Origin of the sequence: Serratia sp. Z4 (assembly GCF_009900725.1) — a bacterium.
Classification (GTDB): Bacteria; Pseudomonadota; Gammaproteobacteria; order Enterobacterales; family Enterobacteriaceae; genus Serratia; species Serratia nematodiphila.
On sequence record NZ_JAAABD010000001.1, the window covers coordinates 665,620 to 685,536 of the forward strand.

The following is a 19,917-nucleotide window of genomic DNA, read 5'->3' on the forward strand; positions in this document are numbered from 1 at the left end:
TAAAATCAGGCCGTGATATCGTCAATAATTTCTTTTGAACGGAATGCCAGTACACTCAACAATGAATCTGCAATGCCATGCGTGCTTTCATTAACCCCCTGCAGATGCAGAGAAACGCCGGGGGCATAAGGCAAAACGGCGCGATAATTGCGGTCGACGCGGATTTTTTCGATATCAAGATGATTTGACAAACTGTCGAAGAGTGTCGGCGTTTTATTCTTATATCCTGTACCCAGCAACACTACGTCAAAACGCGCAGAGTGTGAGTGGCCTGACTTGTTATCTTTCCAGGTGATCAGCACACCGCCGTCATCATCTACCGCATGTAAAATATCGCACTGTGTCAGCATTACCGCCCGATTTTCACCACGCAACTCCTGCAAATAATGGAAACGATAAAGCCCTGACAAAGTTGATGGGGCCACGCCGGAATAGTTGGTGGTATGCATCGCCGCCAGGGTCTTTTCACGGGTTGCATTGTCACAATTGAAATACGTGTTGATGTAGTCATTCTGAAATAACGTATTGGTGAATTGACTGCCTTCATAATTCACCAGCCCGATGGAGCGCATGATCATGGTGATATTGGCCGTGGGGAAATGCTCAAGGCAGGATTGATACATTTCGGCACTGCTTTGCGCGCCGCCAATTACCGCGATACGGTTAACTCTACCGCACTTCATTTGTTCGAGAGCCGTCAGGAAATTGGCACTATGGATCACATTATCCGGTGAGACATGCTCAAACACAGCCGGGATATTGAGGTCGCGGCCAGCCCCAAAAATCAGACGGCGGGCGCGGTAACTGTCGCCATTTTCAACGGTTACGTGCCAGCCAGTAATTTGCCCTTCCGATGCAAGTTCCGGTCTGACTGCCACTACTTTGCTGTTGTAAATAACCTGTGTTTTCTCCAGGCCACCCGCTACCCACTGCAAATAATCCGAAATCTCTTTACGGTAGGGGTTAAACGTCTGCAGGTTGACAAAACTGTCCAGGCGGTTGGTTTTATGCAAAAAATTGAGAAAGCTGAACCGGCTGGTCGGATCACGCTGCGTGACCAGATCCTTCAGAAAGGAAACCTGAGACTGCGCTTCAGGAAATAACATTCCCCTATGCCAACAAACAGAAGTGTCTTTTTCCAGAATGAGAGAAGAGTTGATGTTGTGAACTTCAGCACATTCTTCAAGTGCGACACCTACTGCGAGGTTTGATGGGCCGCAGCCAATCATTAATAGATCGGTGTGTTGCATTAATTTTTTCCTAAATCCATTTTGTGTATAGCAAACTCCGCATTATTGATTGCGAATGATTGCCACCTGTCATTTCCCTGGAATAAAGATTTTGACGCTAATTATATTATTTATAACGACCACACTTTTTGTGTGTGGAAAGAAACTAGCACTCCGTAAAATGACAAACAATACACATAAAGCTACAAACGTTAACTTCAGAGTAACATTTTGGAATGTGCTTTAGCGGCAGGATGATCCGTATGTATGAACAGTATTTCTTAGGGTTGTTTAAAAACTAAGTAGTAGAATTAATTCATGGTGCTATAAATTTAATGAATGTTTACTATTTTTTTATAATTATAACTGATCATGTAGTGAAAGAGGTTTTGCTGTATAGTAATGCCTTAGAAGGAGTAACCCCATCATATCGACAGGCTTGATATACTAATCAGATCATGATAGAGAAAAGAGATAATGAGGTGGTAAACCGTATGACAACAGTGATCGAAGTGCTCCAATACACGTTAAAACCCGGCACAGGCGCTGCATTTCACGATATTATGAAAGAACAGAGTGTACCTCTGCACCTGAAAATTGGGGTGAAAGTATTACGCTTTGGTAATTCACTCCATGATCCTGATAATTATTATCTGGTGCGGTCATTTCTAAACGAGTCAGAAATGGAAAGTCAGCTTACTCAATTTTATGCTGATGCTCGCTGGCGTGAAGGCCCACGCAGTGCGATCGTTAATATGATCAGCGGCAGCCATCGTGTGGTCATGCCGGCTGATCCGTTGATCTATTACGCACTCGGTGATAATGAGAGCGGCAACCCATTTTCATTCCGGTGAGCTTGTTGCCGACTCTAATATCTTTTCGTCTTATATTGCAATAAAGCGGGTAGCTTCAATTTCTGCCAGAGGCATTTTACTTTCACAAACGTATTGGAAAATATATTGTGCCACGATTTTCCAACACCGACCTCTCAAGCTACTAATGACGAAGCCGTCACGCCCCGCCGCACACCTCGCAGTGCGGATCCTTCGGCAGCTTTATCTCGCGGAACTGCATGCTCATCGCATCGAACATCAACAGTTTGCCGCGCAGCGGCTGACCGTAGTCGGCCAGCAGCTTGATGGCTTCCATCGCCTGCAGAGTGCCGATGGTGCCGACCAGCGGCGCCATCACGCCCGCCTCGACGCAGGTGAGGGCGCTGTCGCCGAACAGCCGGCTCAGGCAGCGGTAGCAGGGCTCGCCCGGCTGATAGGTGAACACGCTGAGCTGGCCTTCCATGCGGATCGCCGCGCCGGAAACCAGCGGTTTGCGCAGTGCGTGGCACAGGCGGTTCAGGGCGTCGCGCGCCGCCACGTTGTCGGTGCAGTCCAGCACCAGATCGCAGGCGGCGATCTCTGCCGCGACCGCGTCATCTTCCAGACGACCGTCGATGGCATCGATGCGGATATGCGGATTGATGGCGCTCAGCTCCTGTCTGGCGGAGGCGACTTTGCTCTGGCCGATGCGATCGTCGCGGTGCAGGATCTGGCGCTGCAGATTGGAGAGCGAGACGGTGTCGAAATCCACCAGTACCAGATGGCCGACGCCGGCCGCCGCCAGATAAGGCGCGGCGGCGCAGCCCAGCCCGCCCAGCCCGGCGATCAGCACGCGGGCGGCCTTCAGCTTCTCCTGGCCGTCGAAGTCAAAGCCGCGCAGGACGATCTGGCGGTTGTAGCGCAGCGCTTCGGCGTCGGTCAATTCCGGCAACATGTTCAGCTCCTCAGCAGGGCGTTGAACGGCTCGATCTCCACCGTTTCACCCGCCGCCACCGAACCGCGTTCGCGCTCCAGCACGATGAAACAGTTGCCCTGGCTGTAGGAGCTGAAGACGTGCGAGCCCTGGTGGCCGGTGGTGCTGACCTCCAGTTCGCCCGCGGCGTTGCTGCTGAACACGCCGCGCTGAAAATCGAGGCGCCCCGGCGATTTCTTCAGCGGCGTCAGCGCGCGGGCGTGCAGGCGCGGCGGCAGGCGCCAGTCGCTGTGGCCGGCCAGCTTCGCCAGCAGCGGTTGCACCAGCTGGTAGAAGGTCAGGGCGGCGGAAACCGGGTTGCCCGGCAGGCCGCAGAACCAGGCGTGGCCCAGTTTGCCGAAGGCGAACGGTTTGCCGGGTTTGATCGCCAGCTTCCAGAAGCTGACCTGGCCCAGTTCGTCGAGCATCTGTTTGGTGTAGTCGGCTTCGCCGACCGAGACGCCGCCGCTGCTGATCACCACATCGGCCTGGCTGTCCGCTTGTTCGAAGGCGGCGCGCAGCGCATCGCGATCGTCGCGGATAATGCCGAGATCGAGCACTTCGCAGCCCAGCTGCTCCAGCATCAGGCGCACTGCGAAACGATTGGTGTCGTAGATCTGGCCTGCCTGCAGCGGCTGGCCGACCGGCTGCAGTTCGTCGCCGGTGGAGAACACCGCCACCTTCAGCTTACGCATCACCTGCACTTCGGCGACCCCGAGCGAAGCCAGCAGCGGCAGCTGCGCGGCGCCCAGCCTCACGCCGGCCGGCAACACGCTGGCGCCTTGGCGAATGTCTTCACCCGCCAGACGGATATTCTGGCCGGCTTCTACCGGGGCGGTAAAACGCACGCCCTGGTCGCTCACTTCGGCCTGCTCTTGCATAACAACCGCTACCGCCCCGGCCGGGATCGGCGCGCCGGTCATGATGCGCACGCAGCTGTTGGCCGGCCATTGGCCGTCGAACGGCGCGCCGGCGAAGGCTTTCCCGGCGACCGGCAATGGAGCATTGGCCGCCAGATCGGCGAGGCGTACCGCATAGCCGTCCATCGCCGAGTTGGCGAACGGCGGCACGTCGAGCGGTGAGACCACCGGCGCGGCGGTGATGCGGCCGGCGGCGGCGGTCAGCGCGACGGATTCGGTTTGTTGCAGCGGTGCGATCTGCCCGAGCATTTTTTCCAGCGCTTGCTCCAGGGAGATGAGATCGGAAGTATGGCAATGATCCATAAGGGGAACTCCGTAATCAGGGTGCGCAATGATAGCGACAAAGTGCGGCTATTATGGCAGAGAACGCCGGGGGGGAGAACGGGTTATGCCCGCCATCTTTCGCACTGCGCCGGAAGCGCGAACGGGTATAAACTGCCTAAAACACAGGAGGATCATGATGCATAAACAGGTTATCGAGTTCTGGTTCGACGAGATCGAACCGGTGATGTGGTTCAAAAAGGACGATGATTTCGATCGTCTGCTGCATAGCCGCTTCGGCGAAATCTGGCGGGCGGCGGCGGCGGGGGAACTGGCGCACTGGCGCGACACCATCGAAGGGCGCCTGGCGGAGGTGATCGTGCTCGATCAGTTCAGCCGCAACCTGTTTCGCGGCACGCCGCAGTCGTTCGCCTGCGACGGCATGGCGCTGGTCCTGGCGCAGGAGGCGATCCGCAGCGGCGAGTGCGAACGGCTGAGCCGTGAGCAGCGCGGCTTCCTTTATCTGCCGTTCATGCATTCGGAATCGCCGCTGATCCACCAGCAGGCGCTGGTGTTATATACCGAGCTTAATAACGGCGACCAGCTGGAGTTCGAGCTACGGCATAAGGCGATCATCGATCGTTTCGGCCGCTACCCGCATCGCAACGCAATATTGGGGCGCATCAGCACGCCGGAAGAAGAGGCCTTTTTACGGCAGCCCGGCTCGGGTTTTTAATCGTCGGATCATCTGCGCCCGGCCGGGGGAAAAACAGCAGGCCGGGCGCCACAATAAGCGTGACTCAGCGCGAACGTTTATTTCATTACGCCATGCCGCTATTTCCTCTCGCGAAATTACCAATAATCCCAGCCGCACTGTCAGCGGTTTGCCGCTTTTTATAACCTGCTGTTTTTATTCCAATAAGCTATTTCAAGGTGCGAAATGGTCTAAGCGCGCTACGCTAAAAGCGGGACGTGGACGTTATGCTGTACTTCCACTGTAGGACTAAATAGAGTCGAAAAAGACTGAATAATAATGATACCGCGCTCAGCTTATTCGCTGCGCAACGGCGGGATTAACACAGGGTGTCAGGCAAATGAGCAAACCAGTGATTGCCATTCATGGCGGCGCGGGCGCAATTACCCGGGCGGCGTTGAGTGCGGAAAAAGAACGGCAGTATATCCAGGCGCTGTCCGAGATCGTGGCCGCCGGGCAGGCGGTACTGGCGCAGGGCGGCAGCGCGCTGGACGCGGTGACCGAAGCGGTGCGGCTGCTGGAGGAATGCCCGCTGTTCAACGCCGGCAAAGGCTCGGTGTTTACCCATCAGGGCACCCACGAACTGGACGCCTGCGTGATGGACGGCCGCACCTGCGACGCCGGCGCTGTCGCCGGCGTCAGCCATATCCGCAACCCGGTGCTGGCGGCGCGCGCGGTGCTGGAAAACAGTGAGCACGTGCTGTTTGCCGCCGAAGGCGCCGAGAAGTTTGCCGCCGCCCACGGCCTGGAAATGGTTACTCCCGACTTCTTCTTTACCCAGGAACGCTTTGATCAGTTGCACCGCGCCCAGGCGGAGCAGGGGCGGGTCTTGCTTGATCACGACGGCGCGGCGCAGGCCGGCGATCCGCTCGATCCCGATCGCAAATTCGGCACCGTCGGCGCGGTGGCACTGGATGCGCTGGGCAACCTCGCCGCCGCCACTTCCACCGGCGGCATGACCAACAAGCAGGCCGGGCGGGTAGGCGACACGCCGATCATCGGCGCCGGTTGCTATGCCAATAACGCCACGGTGGCGGTCTCCAGCACCGGCACCGGCGAAATCTTCATGCGCGGCGTGGCGGCCTATGACGTCTCCGCCCTGATCGAATACGGCGGCCTCAGCCTGCAAGAGGCCAGCGATCGGGTGGTGATGGAGAAGCTGCCGGCGCTGGGCGGCAGCGGCGGCATGATCGCCGTCGATCGCCACGGCAATATCGCGCTGCCGTTCAACAGCGAGGGGATGTACCGCGGTTTTGGCTATGTCGGCGATGCGCCGTCCGTCGGGATTTATCGCTAAGCGTTCACCGGGAGGGTGTATGACCGACGTTTCATTCCGGCCCGCCGGCGACGGGCTGCCATTGCCGCCGCAGCGTGTGCTGTCGGTGCGCGATCTGAGCATCAGCTTTCCTCAATCCGAAGGCGCCGTGGAAGCGGTGCGCAACCTGTCGTTCGAGCTCGATCGCGGCGAGACGCTGGCGATCGTCGGTGAGTCCGGTTCCGGCAAATCGGTGACTTCACTGGGGCTGATGCGGCTGGTGGAGCAGGGCGGCGGGCGCATCGTCGGCGGCGCCATGACGCTGCGCCGGCGCGACGGCGCGCTGCTCGATCTGGCGCGCGCCTCGCAGAGCACGCTGCGCACGGTGCGTGGCGCCGATATGGCGATGATCTTCCAGGAGCCGATGACCTCGCTCAACCCGGTGTTTCCGGTCGGCGAGCAGATCGCCGAATCGCTGCGTTTGCATCAGGGCATGGATCACCGCAGCGCGCGCCAGGAGGCGCTGCGCATGCTCGATCTGGTGCGTATTCCGGAGGCTAAAGAGGTGCTGGGGCGCTACCCGCACCAGCTTTCCGGCGGCATGCGCCAGCGGGTGATGATCGCCATGGCGCTCTCCTGCAAGCCGGCGCTGTTGATCGCCGATGAGCCCACCACCGCCCTCGACGTCACCATTCAGGCGCAGATCCTGCAGCTGATCCGCGTGCTGCAACAGGAGATGCAGATGGGGGTGATTTTCATCACTCACGACATGGGGGTGGTGGCGGAGATTGCTGACCGGGTGCTGGTGATGCGCCGCGGTGAGCAGGTGGAGCAAAATCGGGTGCGCGAGCTGTTCGCCACGCCGCAGCAGGCCTATACCCGGGCGCTGCTGGCGGCGGTGCCGAAGCTGGGGGCGATGGCCGATCGGCCGCTGCCGGCGAAGTTTCCGCTGCCGGGAGGCGAGGAGGATGAAGCGCCGCAGGATACCGTGCCGCCAGGCGCCGCGCCGATCCTGCGGGTGGATCATCTGGTCACGCGTTTTGATCTGCGCGGCGGGCTGTTCAATCGGGTCACTCGCCGGGTGCACGCGGTGGAAAACGTCAGTTTCGATCTTTACCCCGGCGAGACGCTGGGGCTGGTGGGCGAGTCCGGCTGCGGCAAGTCCACCACCGGGCGTTCTTTGCTGAAACTGGTGGACAGCCAGAGCGGCACCATCACCTTCGCCGGGCGGCGAATCGATCGGTTGAAGGGGCCGGCGCTGCAGCACCTGCGGCGCGATATTCAGTTCATCTTTCAAGATCCTTACGCTTCGCTCGATCCGCGCCTGACGGTCGGTTTTTCCATCATGGAGCCGCTGCTGGTGCACAACGTGATGCGCGGCCGGGAGGCGGAACGGCGGGTAGCCTGGCTGTTGGAACGCGTCGGCCTGTTGCCGGAACACGCGCGCCGCTACCCGCACGAATTTTCCGGCGGCCAGCGCCAGCGTATCTGCATCGCACGCGCGTTGGCGTTGAACCCGAAAGTGGTGATCGCCGACGAGGCGGTTTCGGCGCTGGACGTGTCGATTCAGGCGCAGATCGTCAATCTGCTGCTCGATCTGCAGCGCGAGTTCGGCATCGCTTTTCTGTTTATTTCACACGACATGGCGGTGGTGGAGCGGATCAGCCACCGGGTGGCGGTGATGTACCTCGGGCAGATCGTCGAGATCGGCCCGCGGCAGGCGGTGTTCGACAATCCGCAGCATCCCTACACCCGCAAGCTGATGGCGGCGGTGCCGGTGGCCGATCCCGCTCACGCCCACAAACGGCAGCCGCTGCCGGCCGATGAGATCCCGAGCCCGGTGCGCGCGCTGGGCGATGAACCCGTTACCGCACCGCTGGTGCAGGTTGGCGCCGGGCACTTTGTCGCCCGCCACCCGATCGCCGGTGCTTTTTAAAGACCTCAGGAGAGACAAGCGACATGAAGCACACATTCAAACGCAATGCGCTGTTGGCCGCCGTACTGCTGGCGGCGGGAACCGGCCCGGTCTGGGCGGCGAAGGACGCGGTGATCGCCGTGGCCTCCAACTTCACCACCCTCGATCCTTACGACGCCAACGACACGCTGTCGCAGGCGGTGGCCAAGTCTTTCTATCAGGGGCTGTTCGGCTTTGATAAGGACATGAAGCTGGTGAACGTGCTTGCGGACAGCTATGAGGTCAGCAAAGACGGCCTGACCTACACCGTCAAACTGCGCCAGGGCATTAAATTCCACGACGGCACCGCGTTCAACGCCGAGGCGGTGAAGGTCAACCTCGATCGCGCCAGCAACCCGGACAGCCACCTCAAGCGCTACAACCTGTTCAAGATGATCGACAAAACCGAAGCGGTGGACGCCAATACGGTGAAGATCGTGCTGAAGGCGCCGTTCTCGGCGTTCGTCAACAATCTGGCGCACCCGGCGGCGGCGATCATCTCGCCGGCGGCGCTGAAGCAATACGGCAAGGAGATCGGTTTCCACCCGGTCGGCACCGGGCCGTATCAGTTCGTGACCTGGAACCAGACCGATTTCGTCAAGGTGAAGAAGTTCGACGGCTACTGGCAGCCGGGGCTGCCGAAGCTCGACAGCATCACCTGGCGCCCGGTGGTGGATAACAACACCCGCGCGGCGATGCTGCAGACCGGCGAGGCGACCTTCGCCTTCCCGATCCCTTACGAGCAGGCCAAGGTGCTGGAAGGCAACGCCAAGCTGGACGTGGTGGCCGCGCCGTCGATCTTGCAGCGTTACATCAGCATGAACGTCACCCAAAAGCCGTTCGACAACCCGAAGGTGCGCCAGGCGCTGAACTACGCCATCAACAAGGACGCGCTGATCAAGGTGGCGTTCGCCGGTTACGCGGTGCCGGCGGAAGGGCCGGTGCCGCCGGCCATCGATTTCGCCGCCCGCTATAAGCCGTGGCCGTACGATCCGGCCAAGGCGCGCGAGCTGCTGAAAGAGGCCGGCTACCCGAACGGCTTCACCACCACGCTGTGGTCTTCCCACAACCACAGCACCGCGCAGAAAGTGCTGCAGTTCACCCAACAGCAGCTGGCGCAGGTGGGGGTGAAAGTGACGGTGACGGCGATGGATGCTGGGCAGCGCGCGGCGCAGGTGGAGAGCGTCGGGGTGAAAGACACCGGCGTGCGGCTGTTCTACACCGGCTGGTCGGCCTCGACCGGGGAAGCGGACTGGGCGCTGTCGCCGCTGTTCTCCACCCAGGCGGCGCCGCCGAAGCAGTTCAACACCGCGTTCTACAGCAATCCGCAGGTGGACAAGGATCTGACCGACGCGCTGGCGACCACCGATCGCGCCGAGAAGCAGAAACTGTATCAGGACGCGCAGGATCGTATCTGGGCCGACGCGCCCTGGATCTTCCTGGCGACCGAACGCTTGCTGTCGGCCAACAGCAAACAGCTGAGCGGTTTCTACGTGATGCCGGATACCTCGTTCAACTTTGATAACGCCGATCTGAAATAAGGCGCCCATCCCCGCCTGCGGCCAGACGGCGGCGGGCGGGGGAAGGAATGAGATGCTCAATTATTTTCTGAAACGACTGCTGGGCCTGATCCCGACGCTGCTGATCGTGGCGGTGCTGGTGTTCCTGTTCGTCCACCTGCTGCCGGGCGATCCGGCGCGGCTGGCGGCGGGGCCGGAGGCCGACGAGGCGGTGGTGCAGCTGGTGCGCAAGGATTTGGGGCTGGATAAGCCGCTGCCGCAGCAGTTCGCGCACTTTTTCGTTAACGCGCTGCGGGGTGACTTCGGCATCTCGATGGTGTCCAAGCGCCCGGTGAGCGAAGAGATCGCCTCGCGCTTTCTGCCGACCTTCTGGCTGACCGTCACCAGCATGCTGTGGGCGGTGGCGTTCGGCCTGGCGATCGGCGTGGTGTCTGCGGTGTGGCGCAATCGCTGGCCGGATCGCCTCGGCATGACGCTGGCGGTGTCGGGGATCTCGTTCCCGGCCTTTGCGCTCGGCATGCTGCTGATGCAGGTGTTCTCGGTCGAGCTGGGGTGGCTGCCGACGGTGGGCGCCGACAGCTGGCGGCACTACATTCTGCCTTCGGTAACCCTGGGGGCGGCGGTGGCGGCGGTGATGGCGCGCTTCACCCGCGCTTCGTTCGTCGAGGTGCTGCAGGAAGACTACATGCGCACCGCCCGAGCCAAGGGCGTGAGAGAAAGCGTGGTGGTGATGAAACACGGCCTGCGCAATGCGATGATCCCGGTGGTGACCATGATGGGGCTGCAGTTCGGCTTCCTGCTCGGCGGTTCGATCGTGGTGGAGAAGGTGTTCAACTGGCCGGGGCTGGGGCGCTTGCTGGTGGACTCGGTGGAAATGCGCGATTACCCGGTGATCCAGGCCGAGGTGCTGCTGTTCTCGCTGGAGTTCATCCTGATCAACCTGCTGGTGGATATGCTGTACGCGGCGATCAACCCGGCGATTCGTTACCAATGAGGACGCGGCATGATTAAGCATTGGCGGCGCAGCGCCGCATTGAAGGCGATGCCGCTTATTGACCCCAACGTGGTACGCACGCCGTGGGGCGAATTTTGGCGGCGTTTTCGCCGCCAGCGGGCGGCGCTGGTCGCCGGTCTGTTGGTGCTGCTGCTGATTGCGGCGGCGCTGCTGGCGCCTTATCTGGCGCCGTTCGATGCGGAAAATTACTTCGATTACGACCGGCTGAACGAAGGGCCTTCGCTGATGCACTGGCTGGGGGTGGATTCCCTCGGGCGCGATATCTTCAGCCGCATCCTGATGGGCACGCGCATTTCGCTGGCGGCCGGGGTGTTCTCGGTGCTGGCGGGTGGGGCGATCGGCACCTTGCTGGGGCTGCTGGCCGGTTACTATGAGGGCTGGTGGGATCGCCTCACCATGCGCGTCTGCGACGTGCTGTTCGCGTTTCCCGGCATCCTGCTGGCGATCGGCGTGGTGGCGATCATGGGCAGCGGCATGGCCAACGTGATCGTCGCGGTGGCGATCTTCAGCATTCCGGCCTTTGCCCGCCTGGTGCGCGGCAACACGCTGGTGCTGAAGCACCTGACCTATATCGAGTCGGCGCGCAGCATCGGCGCCTCGGACTGGACCATCATTCTGCGGCACATTCTGCCGGGCACGCTGTCGTCGATCGTAGTCTATTTCACCCTGCGCATCGGCACCTCGATCATCTCCGCCGCCAGCCTGTCGTTTTTGGGACTGGGCGCCCAGCCACCGACGCCGGAGTGGGGGGCGATGCTCAATGAGGCACGCGCCGATATGGTGATCGCGCCGCACGTGGCGATCTTCCCCAGCCTGGCGATATTCATCACCGTGCTGGCGTTCAACCTGTTGGGGGACGGATTGCGCGACGCGCTGGATCCGAAGCTGAAGGGGGGAGGGTATCGCTGAATTGGCATACCCCTGTTTTACGAGTATAATTGATGAAAATTTGACCCGTGTATGTTACAGGGATGAGGAATGGATATGGCAAATAACAATGTGACGAAAAAGACAGTCAACGTAACCATCGATCGCGATCTTTTCCAGCGTGCAAAATCCCTGGGCGTTAATGTGTCATCCGTATTGACAGACGCATTGAGCGTCCGTGTCAGGGATATTGAGATTCAACAGTGGCGCGAGCAAAATCGCGCGGCGTTAGAAGAACTTAATCGCATCACTGAAGAAAATGGTTTGTTGTCTGATGAATATCGGACATTTTGAATATGCAGTTTACCGTATATGACAATACGTATCCGGCATCAGCCTATCCCTACTTACTGGACGTTCAAAGCGATCTTATTGATGCCCTCTCGACCCGGTTAATGATCCCTCTTTATGCTTTGGATAACGTCAGAGTTAAAATTTCTGCACGCCTGTGCCCGGAGATTGAGGTAAACGGCGAAAAGTTTCTCGTTATGACCCATGAGATGGCTGCCGTACGTATTTCACAGATCGGGAAGGCCGTTGGTAATGCCAATGAGCACAGGAATCAAATTAAAGCTGCCATCGATTTTCTGATTGATGGCTTTTGAAGAAATCCGGGCGGTTTAACCGCCCGGATTTTTTTATCAGCGGAACAGGTGCTCGGCGTGGAAACGCAGGTGATCTTCCACGAAGGTGGCGATGGTGAAGTAGCTGTGATCGTACCCCGGCTGAATGCGCAGCGTCAGCGGCCAGTCGCGCTGGCGCGCCAGTTCGGCTAGCCGCGCCGGCTGCAGCTGATCGGCCAGGAACTGGTCGTCGTCGCCCTGATCGATAAGGACCGGCATTTTCTCCGCGCCGCTGGCCAGCAGATGGCAGCTGTCGTACTGCAGCCACTGGCTCTCGTCGCTGCCCAGATAGGCGGTGAAGGCTTTGCGGCCCCACGGCACCTGGCACGGATTGACGATCGGCGCGAAGGCCGATACCGAGCGGAAGCGCTGCGGATTGCGAAACGCCATCATCAGCGCGCCGTGGCCGCCCATCGAGTGGCCGAAGATTGACTGACGATCGCTGACGCTGAAGTGCTGTTCGATCAGCGCCGGCAGTTCGGCGCTGATGTAGTCGTACATGCGGAAGTGACGATCCCACGGCGCCTGGGTGGCGTTCAGGTAGAATCCGGCGCCCTGGCCCAGATCGTAGCCTTCGTCGTTCGGCACTTCGTCGCCGCGCGGGCTGGTGTCCGGCATCACCAGCACCAGGCCCAGCTCGGCGGCGATGCGCTGCGCGCCGGCTTTCAACGTAAAGTTCTCGTCGTTGCAGGTCAGCCCCGACAGCCAGTACAGCACCGGCGGCGGGTTGTCATCGCGCGGCGGCGGCAGGTAGATGCTGAATGTCATGTTGCAATTCAGGCTCTGCGCCGCGTGGCGATAGCGCTGTTGCCAGCCGCCGAACATGCGGTGCTCTTCGAGAAGTTCCAATGACAACGTCATCTCTGCCTCCTGGCTTATTTGTCGAAGTGGATGACGGAACGGATCGATTTGCCTTCGTGCATCAAATCGAACGCTTCGTTGATCTGCTCCAGCCCCATGGTGTGGGTGATAAAGTCGTTCAGCGCGAATTCGCCGTCCAGATAACGCTCGACGATGCCAGGCAGCTGCGAACGGCCCTTGACGCCGCCGAATGCCGAGCCGCGCCAGACGCGGCCGGTGACCAGCTGGAATGGCCGGGTCGAGATCTCTTCGCCGGCGCCCGCGACGCCGATGATCACCGATTCCCCCCAGCCCTTGTGGCAGCATTCCAGCGCGGAACGCATCACGTTGACGTTGCCGATGCACTCGAAGGAGAAGTCGACACCGCCGTCGGTCAGCTCGACGATCACCTCCTGAATCGGTTTGTCATAGTCTTTCGGGTTGATCAGATCGGTAGCGCCCAGCTTGCGCGCCAGATCGAACTTGCTGGTGTTGATGTCGATGCCGATGATGCGGCCCGCGCCGGCCATCTGCGCGCCGATGATCGCCGACAGGCCGATGCCGCCCAGGCCGAAGATCGCCACGGTGTCGCCCGGTTGCACTTTGGCGGTGTTGATCACCGCGCCCATGCCGGTAGTGACGCCGCAGCCCAGCAGGCACACTTCCTCCAACGGCGCTTCCTTGTTGATTTTCGCCAGTGAAATTTCCGGCACCACGGTGTATTCGGAGAAGGTGGAGGTGCCCATGTAGTGGAAGATCGGTTTGCCGTCCTTGAAGAAGCGGGTGGTGCCGTCCGGCATCAGGCCTTTGCCCTGAGTGGCGCGGATCGCCTGGCACAGGTTGGTCTTGCCGGATTTACAGAATTTGCACTCGCCGCACTCCGGGGTGTAGAGCGGGATCACGTGGTCGCCGACCGCCACGCTGGTGACGCCTTCACCGACCGCTTCCACCACGCCGCCGCCCTCATGGCCGAGGATCGCCGGGAACACGCCTTCCGGATCTTTGCCGGACAGGGTGTAGGCGTCGGTATGGCAGACGCCGGTAGCGACGATCCGCACCAGCACTTCGCCTTTTTGCGGTGGCATCAGATCGACTTCTTCGATCTTCAGCGGCTGGTTCGGGCCCCAGGCAACGGCGGCGCGGGTTTTGATCATCTCCATCATAGTCTCCTCAGTGGTTTTCTTTTAAATCAGGCGATATCGCTAACGTCTGATAAATCGTTGGGGGTGCTTTCATCAACAGCGGCGGTTTCCGTCTGTTCAATAATCAATTCTTTCAGCGCGCGCACGTTCGGCCCGAACGCGTCGCGGCGCCACAGCAGCCAGGTGGCGGTGTCGGCCACGTCCGGCGGCAGGGTATGAACCCGAACCCGCTCATGGCCCGGCAGCAGGCTGAGCACCGAATGCGGGATCATCGCCAGCCCGGCGCCGCTGGCGACGCAGGCCAGCATGGCGTGATAGGACTGGATCTCCATGATCTGCCCCGGCCGCGCGCCTTCGCGCTTGAACCAGGCCTCCAGCCGCAGGCGGTAAGAGCAGCTGGCGCGAAAGGCGAACAGCGTCTCGCCGTTGGCGTCTTTGGCGCTGTGGATCGGCGCGTGATCGAGACAGGAGATCACCACCATATGTTCAGGATAGGCGATACAGCCGTTCAACTCGTCATAAGGCACCGGGCCGTCGACCAGCGCCGCCGCCAGCGTGCCGGCGCGCACCCGATCGGCGATTTCGCCGGAGGTGCCGGTGGTCAGCGACAGTGAAACCTGCGAGAAGCGCTGGTGATAAGCCGCCAACAGCGAGGGCAGGCGGGTCGCGGCGGTGCTCTCCATCGAGCCGAGGGCGAAGTTGCCCGCCGGTTCGCCGGCGTGGGTGATGCTCATCGCCTCGTCGCTCAGCGCCAGGATGCGGTTGGCGTAGCACAGAAAATTATGGCCCATCGGCGACAGGCGCAGGCGCTGTTTTTCGCGGATAAACAGATCGGCGCCCAGCTCCTGCTCGAGCTGGCGCAGCCGGGTGGTCAGATTCGACGGCACGCGGTGCAGCTGCTCGGCGGCGCGGGCGACCGAGCCGGTTTCCGCTACGCAGCAGAACATGCGAAGCTGGGTCAGATCCATAATGTTCTCGTTTCGTGATGAACTTGATTAGTATTATTCAGTTTTTGTGAGTTTAATACTGCGGCATGATACTGGCAACTTTCTTTTAACCTTTTGGATGCCGATATGGCTTTACGTATTGCCTTGAGCGGGTTTGCCGCGCTGATCGTGGCGATGGGCATTGGCCGCTTCGCTTTCACCCCTCAGGTGCCGCTGATGATCGCGGAACATCAGTTCAGCCTGACCGGTGCTGGGCTGGTGGCGGCGATCAACTATTTGGGCTACCTGTGCGGCGCCTACGACGCGATGCGCGCCACGCGCCACGTCGAGCGGCGCCTGTGGCTGGGCGTATGGGGCGCGATGGCGCTGACGCTACTGTCGGCGCTGGCGCAGGATGAATGGACGCACGGCGCGCTGCGCTTCGTCATCGGCTGGGCCAGCGGCTGGGCGATGGTGCTGGTGGCGGCCTGGACCAACGAGCGGTTGGCACACTACGGCCGGCCGGCGCTGAGCGCAGCGGTGTTCGCCGGGCCGGGCGCCGGCATCTTCCTCAGCGGCATGCTGGCGGTGGGCATCAACGCGCTGGGGCTGACGGCGGCGCAGGCCTGGTTGGTGTATGGCGGGCTGGCGCTGGTGCTGGTCGGGGGGATTAGCGCCTTTCTGCCGCGCAGCGGCGAGCTGCATCGCCCGGACGTGGCCCCGGAGCCGCTGCTGCTGACGCCGGCGCTCAAACGCCTGGTGTGGAGCTACAGCCTGGCCGGCTTTGGCTACATCCTGCCGGCGACCTTCTTGTCGCAGATGGCGGCGGCGCGCTTTCCCGCCAGCCTGTTCGCGCAGTTCGTCTGGCCGGTGTTCGGCGGCGCGGCGGTGCTGGGGATTGTCATCGGCATTCTGACCCGCCATCGGCTGACCACCCAGACCCGGCTGGCGATCACGCTGTGGATACAGGCGCTCGGCGTACTGAGCGCCGAAGTGGTGCCGGGCGTGGCCGGCCTGGCGCTCGGGGCGTTGCTGACCGGCGGCGGTTTCCTTTGCGTGGTGCAGCTTGCTCTTCAACACGGCCGTGAGCTGGCGCCGCGTCATGCGCGTTACATGGCCGGATTGCTGACCACCGGTTATGCGATCGGCCAACTGGTCGGGCCGATGCTGTCGGCGCTGTCGACCGCCTTGACCCATCGGCTGGAGCCGGCGCTGTATGTGGCGGTGGCGGCGCTGTTGGCGGCCGGAGGGCTGGTGGTGAATACCCCGGCGCGGCGGTTGGCGCAAAAAACGGCGACCCGGTGATTAAAATCCATACAAAAAGCGTGGAGACCCGCAGCCGGCCTGATTGTGCTAAATGCGAATATTTCACCTGCGGATGAAGTACTATCACTGGATAATCGCCGCGCTCTCATCTACAGTGGGGGCAAAATCTTGACCGGGTTCACGTTATCCACCACGAAAACTCTGCCGTCACGAGAGCAAGCAATTCGCCGGCCGCACGCCCTATCGGGCCGCCGGCGGGTTCCGTCCGCAGGAGAACAAATACATGACATCATTAAGTAAAGAAGCCGCGCTGGTGCATGCGGCACTGGAAGAGCGTGGTCTGGAGACACCGCTGCGCGGGGAAGTGCTGGATCGCGAAACGCGCAAGCGTCGCATCAAAGAGCACATGACCGAAATCATGCAGCTGCTGAATCTCGATCTGTCCGATGACAGCCTGGCGGAAACGCCGCATCGCATCGCCAAAATGTATGTCGACGAGATCTTCTCCGGGCTGGACTACGCCAACTTCCCGAAAATCACCGTCATCGAGAACAAGATGAAGGTGGATGAGATGGTGACGGTGCGCGATATCACGCTGACCAGCACCTGTGAACACCACTTCGTGACCATCGACGGCAAGGCTACCGTGGCCTATATCCCGAAAGACTCGGTGATCGGCCTGTCGAAGATCAACCGCATCGTGCAGTTCTTCTCCCAGCGTCCGCAGGTGCAAGAGCGCCTGACCCAGCAGATCCTGGTGGCGCTGCAGACCCTGCTCGGCACCAATAACGTGGCGGTATCGATCGATGCGGTCCATTATTGTGTCAAGGCGCGCGGTATCCGCGACGCGACCAGCGCCACCACCACTACCTCGCTGGGGGGGCTGTTCAAGTCCAGCCAGAATACCCGCCAGGAGTTCCTGCGTGCGGTGCGTCACCACCAGGGGTGATGGCGTTGCGGGGCGACCCGCAAGACGACAACAGGCGCCTGCGGGCGCCTTTTTCATGAGCGGAAGACAGCGATAAAAAATGAACAGTCATCCTCTGCCGCGCATTGCCACGCTGGACTGCGTGCGCGGCATCGCCATCCTCGGCATTTTATTGCTGAACATCAGCGCCTTCGGCTTGCCGAAGGCCGCCTACCTCAATCCGGCCTATCTGGGGATGCCGTCATCGCGCGATGCCTGGACCTGGGCGCTGCTGGATCTCTTCGCCCAGGCCAAGTTCCTGGCGATGTTCGCGCTGCTGTTCGGTGCCGGGCTGCAAATGCTGCTGCGGCGCGGCAAAAGCTGGATCCGCGCGCGGCTGTCGTGGCTGGTGTTGTTCGGCCTCGCGCACGCCATCTTCCTGTGGGACGGTGACATTCTGCTGGCCTACGGGCTGATCGGCCTGGTGTGCTGGCGCATGATCCGCGAGGCCAAAGAAACCTTCCAACTGCTGAAAACCGGCGTCGTGCTGTACCTGATCGGCGTGGCGGTGCTGCTGCTGCTCGGTTTTGTCTCGCACGGTGAGCCGGGCAGCTTCTGGCAGCCGGGCGTGGCGGAGTTGCAGTACGAGAAGTTTTGGAAGCTGCAGGGCGGTTTCGAAGCCTGGCGCAGCCGCGCCGATCTGCTCTCGTCCAGCCTGCTGGCCATCGGCGCGCAGTATGGCTGGGAGCTGGCGGGGCTGATGCTGTTCGGCGCCGGGCTGATGCGCAGCGGCTGGCTGCGCGGCAGCTATTCCTCCGGCTATTACCTGCGGCAGGCGGCGTGGCTGTTGCCGCTGTCCGTGCTGATCCAACTGCCGGCGGTGGCGCTGCAATGGCAGGTGCACTGGGACTATCGCTGGAGCGGTTTCCTGCTGCAGGTGCCGCGCGAGCTGGGCGCGCCGCTGCAGGCGATGGGCTATCTGGCGCTGTGTTACGGTTTCTGGCCCGCGCTGTCGCGCCTGCGCATCGCCCGCTGGCTGAGCCAGGTGGGGCGTATGGCGTTAAGCAACTACCTGCTGCAAACGCTGATCTGCACCACGCTGTTTTATCGCTTTGGCCTCTATGAGCAGTTTGACCGGCTGCAGCTGTTGGCGTTTGTGCCGCTGGTCTGGTTGGTCAACCTGGTCTTTTCCGCACTGTGGCTGCGTTACTTCGAACAGGGGCCGATGGAATGGCTGTGGCGCAAATTGACGCAGATGGCCGCCGGCGAAGCGGAATCCAAAGCGCTGAAGTGAGCGCCCGTCGGCAGGTTAAAAAAATGTATGTAAACGTTTTCTTTCCTGTGACGTAATTCACGCAGAGCAGCGGGCCAATCGGGGTAGGATAGCGCCACCGGCCACTACCCCGATTTCAGGATCCCGCATGCCTCCAGTTCATCCGATCACTATTCGCGACGTTGCGAAACGCGCCGGGGTCTCCGTAGCGACCGTCTCCCGCGTGCTGAACCACAGCGCGCTGACCAGCAAAGAGACGCGCGAGCAGGTGCTGCAGGCGGTGGCGGATCTGGGCTATCGCCCCAATGCCAACGCGCAGGCGTTGGCGACCCAAAGCAGCGATACGTTGGGCGTGGTGGTGATGGACGTGTCCGATCCGTTCTTCGGCGCGCTGGTGAAAGCGGTAGACACGGTGGCGCAGAAACACCACAAGTATCTGCTGATCGGCAACAGCTATCATCAGGCGGACAAAGAGCGCCACGCGATCGAAGTGCTGATCCGCCAGCGCTGTAACGCCCTGATTGTTCACGCCAAAGCCCTGAGCGACGCCGAGCTGATCGGTTTTCTGGAGCAGGTGCCGGGCATGGTGCTGATCAACCGGATTATCCCCGGCTATGAGCCGCGCTGCGTCGGGCTGGATAACGTCTGCGGCGCAGAAATGGCGATGCGTCTTTTGCTGTCGCAGGGCCACCGGCGCATCGGCTATCTGGGCTCCAATCACCCGATCGAAGACGGGCCGCTGCGCCAGCAGGGCTATGCGCAGGCGATGGCCGCCGCCGGGCTGGCCACGCCCGACAACTGGCGTGCCTACGGTTCGCCGGATCTGCAGGGCGGCGAGGCGGCGATGGTCGAGCTGCTGGGGCGCAACTTACAGCTGAGCGCGGTGTTCGCCTACAACGACGCCATGGCCGCCGGCGCCATGGCGGTGCTGAAAGAAAACGGTATCACGGTGCCGCAGCATTTCTCGCTGATCGGCTTCGACGACATTCCCATCGCGCGCTACACCAGCCCCAAACTCACCACGGTGCGTTACCCGATCGTTTCGATGGCCACGTTGGCGACCGAGCTGGCATTGCAGGGCGCAGCAGGCCTGGCGGAGCCGCAGGCCGCTCATCTGTTCATGCCGACGCTGGTGCGGCGCCATTCTGTCGCCCCCTGGCAAAGTGAGGCGACGGTCACTCTCTGACGATTTAATCTTGTGTAACCGTTTTCAATCTGTGAGAAAATTCACAGAATATTAACATCGCGCCGTCTATGCTCTAGGCGTTTTCCGGCGCAAAGGCCCTTGCCGCTGCAACCTTTATCTCGCGCTGACACAGC

The 19,917-nt window shown here is 61.0% G+C and carries 19 protein-coding genes; 13 read left to right on the forward strand and 6 right to left on the reverse strand.

The window, feature by feature from the left end:
- Positions 1–5 precede the first annotated feature (5 nt).
- Entirely contained in the window at positions 6–1,250 is a 1,245-nt protein-coding gene (locus GT753_RS03340) for a SidA/IucD/PvdA family monooxygenase (protein WP_015377206.1), read from the reverse strand.
- Between the two features lie 473 nt (positions 1,251–1,723).
- Between GT753_RS03340 and GT753_RS03345 the strand changes: the two genes are divergently transcribed.
- Positions 1,724–2,083 carry a hypothetical protein gene (locus tag GT753_RS03345; protein ID WP_075685125.1) on the forward strand — a complete coding sequence of 120 codons (360 nt, stop codon included), beginning with the start codon at positions 1,724–1,726 and terminating at the stop codon, positions 2,081–2,083.
- A 157-nt stretch (positions 2,084–2,240) separates the two neighbouring features.
- Here GT753_RS03345 and moeB read toward each other — a convergent pair whose 3' ends face one another.
- Both moeB and moeA read right to left on the reverse strand, forming a co-directional pair.
- Complete coding sequence (moeB, locus tag GT753_RS03350) at positions 2,241–2,996, reverse strand: molybdopterin-synthase adenylyltransferase MoeB (protein ID WP_160125265.1); 756 nt, start codon at positions 2,994–2,996, stop codon at positions 2,241–2,243.
- A gap of 2 nt (positions 2,997–2,998) precedes the next feature.
- A complete protein-coding gene (gene moeA / locus GT753_RS03355) occupies positions 2,999–4,237 on the reverse strand; it encodes a molybdopterin molybdotransferase MoeA (protein ID WP_160125266.1) in 1,239 nt (412 codons plus the stop codon).
- Positions 4,238–4,394: 157 nt separating this feature from the next.
- Here moeA and GT753_RS03360 point away from each other — a divergent pair, with 157 nt between their 5' ends.
- From GT753_RS03360 to GT753_RS03395, 8 genes are all read left to right on the forward strand, one after another.
- Complete coding sequence (locus GT753_RS03360) at positions 4,395–4,931, forward strand: DUF924 family protein (protein ID WP_004938999.1); 537 nt, start codon at positions 4,395–4,397, stop codon at positions 4,929–4,931.
- A gap of 358 nt (positions 4,932–5,289) precedes the next feature.
- On the forward strand, positions 5,290–6,246 hold the full coding sequence (locus tag GT753_RS03365; RefSeq protein ID WP_015377209.1) for an isoaspartyl peptidase/L-asparaginase family protein: 957 nt from the start codon (positions 5,290–5,292) through the stop codon (positions 6,244–6,246).
- A 19-nt stretch (positions 6,247–6,265) separates the two neighbouring features.
- Positions 6,266–8,140, forward strand: a complete 1,875-nt coding sequence (locus GT753_RS03370) for a dipeptide ABC transporter ATP-binding protein (RefSeq protein WP_015377210.1) — start codon at positions 6,266–6,268, stop codon at positions 8,138–8,140.
- Positions 8,141–8,163: 23 nt separating this feature from the next.
- Positions 8,164–9,699, forward strand: coding sequence for a glutathione ABC transporter substrate-binding protein GsiB (gene gsiB, locus GT753_RS03375; RefSeq protein WP_004938996.1), 1,536 nt, complete (start codon positions 8,164–8,166; stop codon positions 9,697–9,699).
- Between the two features lie 52 nt (positions 9,700–9,751).
- Complete coding sequence (gsiC, locus tag GT753_RS03380; protein ID WP_004938995.1) at positions 9,752–10,672, forward strand: glutathione ABC transporter permease GsiC; 921 nt, start codon at positions 9,752–9,754, stop codon at positions 10,670–10,672.
- A 9-nt stretch (positions 10,673–10,681) separates the two neighbouring features.
- Positions 10,682–11,602, forward strand: coding sequence for a glutathione ABC transporter permease GsiD (gene gsiD / locus GT753_RS03385; protein WP_174242101.1), 921 nt, complete (start codon positions 10,682–10,684; stop codon positions 11,600–11,602).
- 69 nt (positions 11,603–11,671) lie between these two features.
- Positions 11,672–11,914, forward strand: a complete 243-nt coding sequence (locus tag GT753_RS03390; protein WP_078061989.1) for a type II toxin-antitoxin system CcdA family antitoxin — start codon at positions 11,672–11,674, stop codon at positions 11,912–11,914.
- A 2-nt stretch (positions 11,915–11,916) separates the two neighbouring features.
- Positions 11,917–12,225, forward strand: coding sequence for a CcdB family protein (locus tag GT753_RS03395; protein ID WP_073528876.1), 309 nt, complete (start codon positions 11,917–11,919; stop codon positions 12,223–12,225).
- Between the two features lie 36 nt (positions 12,226–12,261).
- Here the strand turns inward: GT753_RS03395 and fghA are convergent, their stop codons facing one another.
- Genes fghA through GT753_RS03410 form a run of 3 tightly spaced genes read right to left on the reverse strand, consistent with a single transcriptional unit; the run spans position 12,262 to position 15,193 of the window.
- On the reverse strand, positions 12,262–13,104 hold the full coding sequence (gene fghA, locus GT753_RS03400; RefSeq protein ID WP_015377214.1) for an S-formylglutathione hydrolase: 843 nt from the start codon (positions 13,102–13,104) through the stop codon (positions 12,262–12,264).
- Between the two features lie 14 nt (positions 13,105–13,118).
- Positions 13,119–14,243, reverse strand: a complete 1,125-nt coding sequence (locus tag GT753_RS03405) for an S-(hydroxymethyl)glutathione dehydrogenase/class III alcohol dehydrogenase (RefSeq protein WP_076740425.1) — start codon at positions 14,241–14,243, stop codon at positions 13,119–13,121.
- 29 nt (positions 14,244–14,272) lie between these two features.
- Positions 14,273–15,193 carry a LysR family transcriptional regulator gene (locus GT753_RS03410; RefSeq protein WP_004938975.1) on the reverse strand — a complete coding sequence of 307 codons (921 nt, stop codon included), beginning with the start codon at positions 15,191–15,193 and terminating at the stop codon, positions 14,273–14,275.
- Between the two features lie 105 nt (positions 15,194–15,298).
- Here GT753_RS03410 and GT753_RS03415 point away from each other — a divergent pair, with 105 nt between their 5' ends.
- The 4 genes from GT753_RS03415 (at position 15,299) to galS (ending at position 19,783) form a co-directional block, all read left to right on the forward strand.
- Positions 15,299–16,456, forward strand: a complete 1,158-nt coding sequence (locus GT753_RS03415; protein WP_004938972.1) for a YbfB/YjiJ family MFS transporter — start codon at positions 15,299–15,301, stop codon at positions 16,454–16,456.
- Between the two features lie 244 nt (positions 16,457–16,700).
- On the forward strand, positions 16,701–17,366 hold the full coding sequence (gene folE, locus GT753_RS03420) for a GTP cyclohydrolase I FolE (RefSeq protein WP_004938969.1): 666 nt from the start codon (positions 16,701–16,703) through the stop codon (positions 17,364–17,366).
- Positions 17,367–17,445: 79 nt separating this feature from the next.
- Positions 17,446–18,618 (forward strand): DUF418 domain-containing protein YeiB, encoded by a 1,173-nt coding sequence (gene yeiB / locus GT753_RS03425; protein ID WP_004938966.1) that lies wholly within the window; start codon positions 17,446–17,448, stop codon positions 18,616–18,618.
- Positions 18,619–18,745: 127 nt separating this feature from the next.
- On the forward strand, positions 18,746–19,783 hold the full coding sequence (gene galS, locus GT753_RS03430) for an HTH-type transcriptional regulator GalS (protein WP_004938964.1): 1,038 nt from the start codon (positions 18,746–18,748) through the stop codon (positions 19,781–19,783).
- Positions 19,784–19,917: the final 134 nt, after the last annotated feature.

Excerpts from the sequence above, each read along its gene's own strand:
- GT753_RS03340 (WP_015377206.1), bottom strand. The coding sequence starts at position 1,250 with ATGCAACACACCGATCTATTAATGATTGGCTGCGGCCCATCAAACCTC.
- GT753_RS03345 (WP_075685125.1), top strand. The coding sequence starts at position 1,724 with ATGACAACAGTGATCGAAGTGCTCCAATACACGTTAAAACCCGGCACA.
- moeB (WP_160125265.1), bottom strand. The coding sequence starts at position 2,996 with ATGTTGCCGGAATTGACCGACGCCGAAGCGCTGCGCTACAACCGCCAG.
- moeA (WP_160125266.1), bottom strand. The coding sequence starts at position 4,237 with ATGGATCATTGCCATACTTCCGATCTCATCTCCCTGGAGCAAGCGCTG.
- GT753_RS03360 (WP_004938999.1), top strand. The coding sequence starts at position 4,395 with ATGCATAAACAGGTTATCGAGTTCTGGTTCGACGAGATCGAACCGGTG.
- GT753_RS03365 (WP_015377209.1), top strand. The coding sequence starts at position 5,290 with ATGAGCAAACCAGTGATTGCCATTCATGGCGGCGCGGGCGCAATTACC.
- GT753_RS03370 (WP_015377210.1), top strand. The coding sequence starts at position 6,266 with ATGACCGACGTTTCATTCCGGCCCGCCGGCGACGGGCTGCCATTGCCG.
- gsiB (WP_004938996.1), top strand. The coding sequence starts at position 8,164 with ATGAAGCACACATTCAAACGCAATGCGCTGTTGGCCGCCGTACTGCTG.
- gsiC (WP_004938995.1), top strand. The coding sequence starts at position 9,752 with ATGCTCAATTATTTTCTGAAACGACTGCTGGGCCTGATCCCGACGCTG.
- gsiD (WP_174242101.1), top strand. The coding sequence starts at position 10,682 with ATGATTAAGCATTGGCGGCGCAGCGCCGCATTGAAGGCGATGCCGCTT.
- GT753_RS03390 (WP_078061989.1), top strand. The coding sequence starts at position 11,672 with ATGGATATGGCAAATAACAATGTGACGAAAAAGACAGTCAACGTAACC.
- GT753_RS03395 (WP_073528876.1), top strand. The coding sequence starts at position 11,917 with ATGCAGTTTACCGTATATGACAATACGTATCCGGCATCAGCCTATCCC.
- fghA (WP_015377214.1), bottom strand. The coding sequence starts at position 13,104 with ATGACGTTGTCATTGGAACTTCTCGAAGAGCACCGCATGTTCGGCGGC.
- GT753_RS03405 (WP_076740425.1), bottom strand. The coding sequence starts at position 14,243 with ATGGAGATGATCAAAACCCGCGCCGCCGTTGCCTGGGGCCCGAACCAG.
- GT753_RS03410 (WP_004938975.1), bottom strand. The coding sequence starts at position 15,193 with ATGGATCTGACCCAGCTTCGCATGTTCTGCTGCGTAGCGGAAACCGGC.
- GT753_RS03415 (WP_004938972.1), top strand. The coding sequence starts at position 15,299 with ATGGCTTTACGTATTGCCTTGAGCGGGTTTGCCGCGCTGATCGTGGCG.
- folE (WP_004938969.1), top strand. The coding sequence starts at position 16,701 with ATGACATCATTAAGTAAAGAAGCCGCGCTGGTGCATGCGGCACTGGAA.
- yeiB (WP_004938966.1), top strand. The coding sequence starts at position 17,446 with ATGAACAGTCATCCTCTGCCGCGCATTGCCACGCTGGACTGCGTGCGC.
- galS (WP_004938964.1), top strand. The coding sequence starts at position 18,746 with ATGCCTCCAGTTCATCCGATCACTATTCGCGACGTTGCGAAACGCGCC.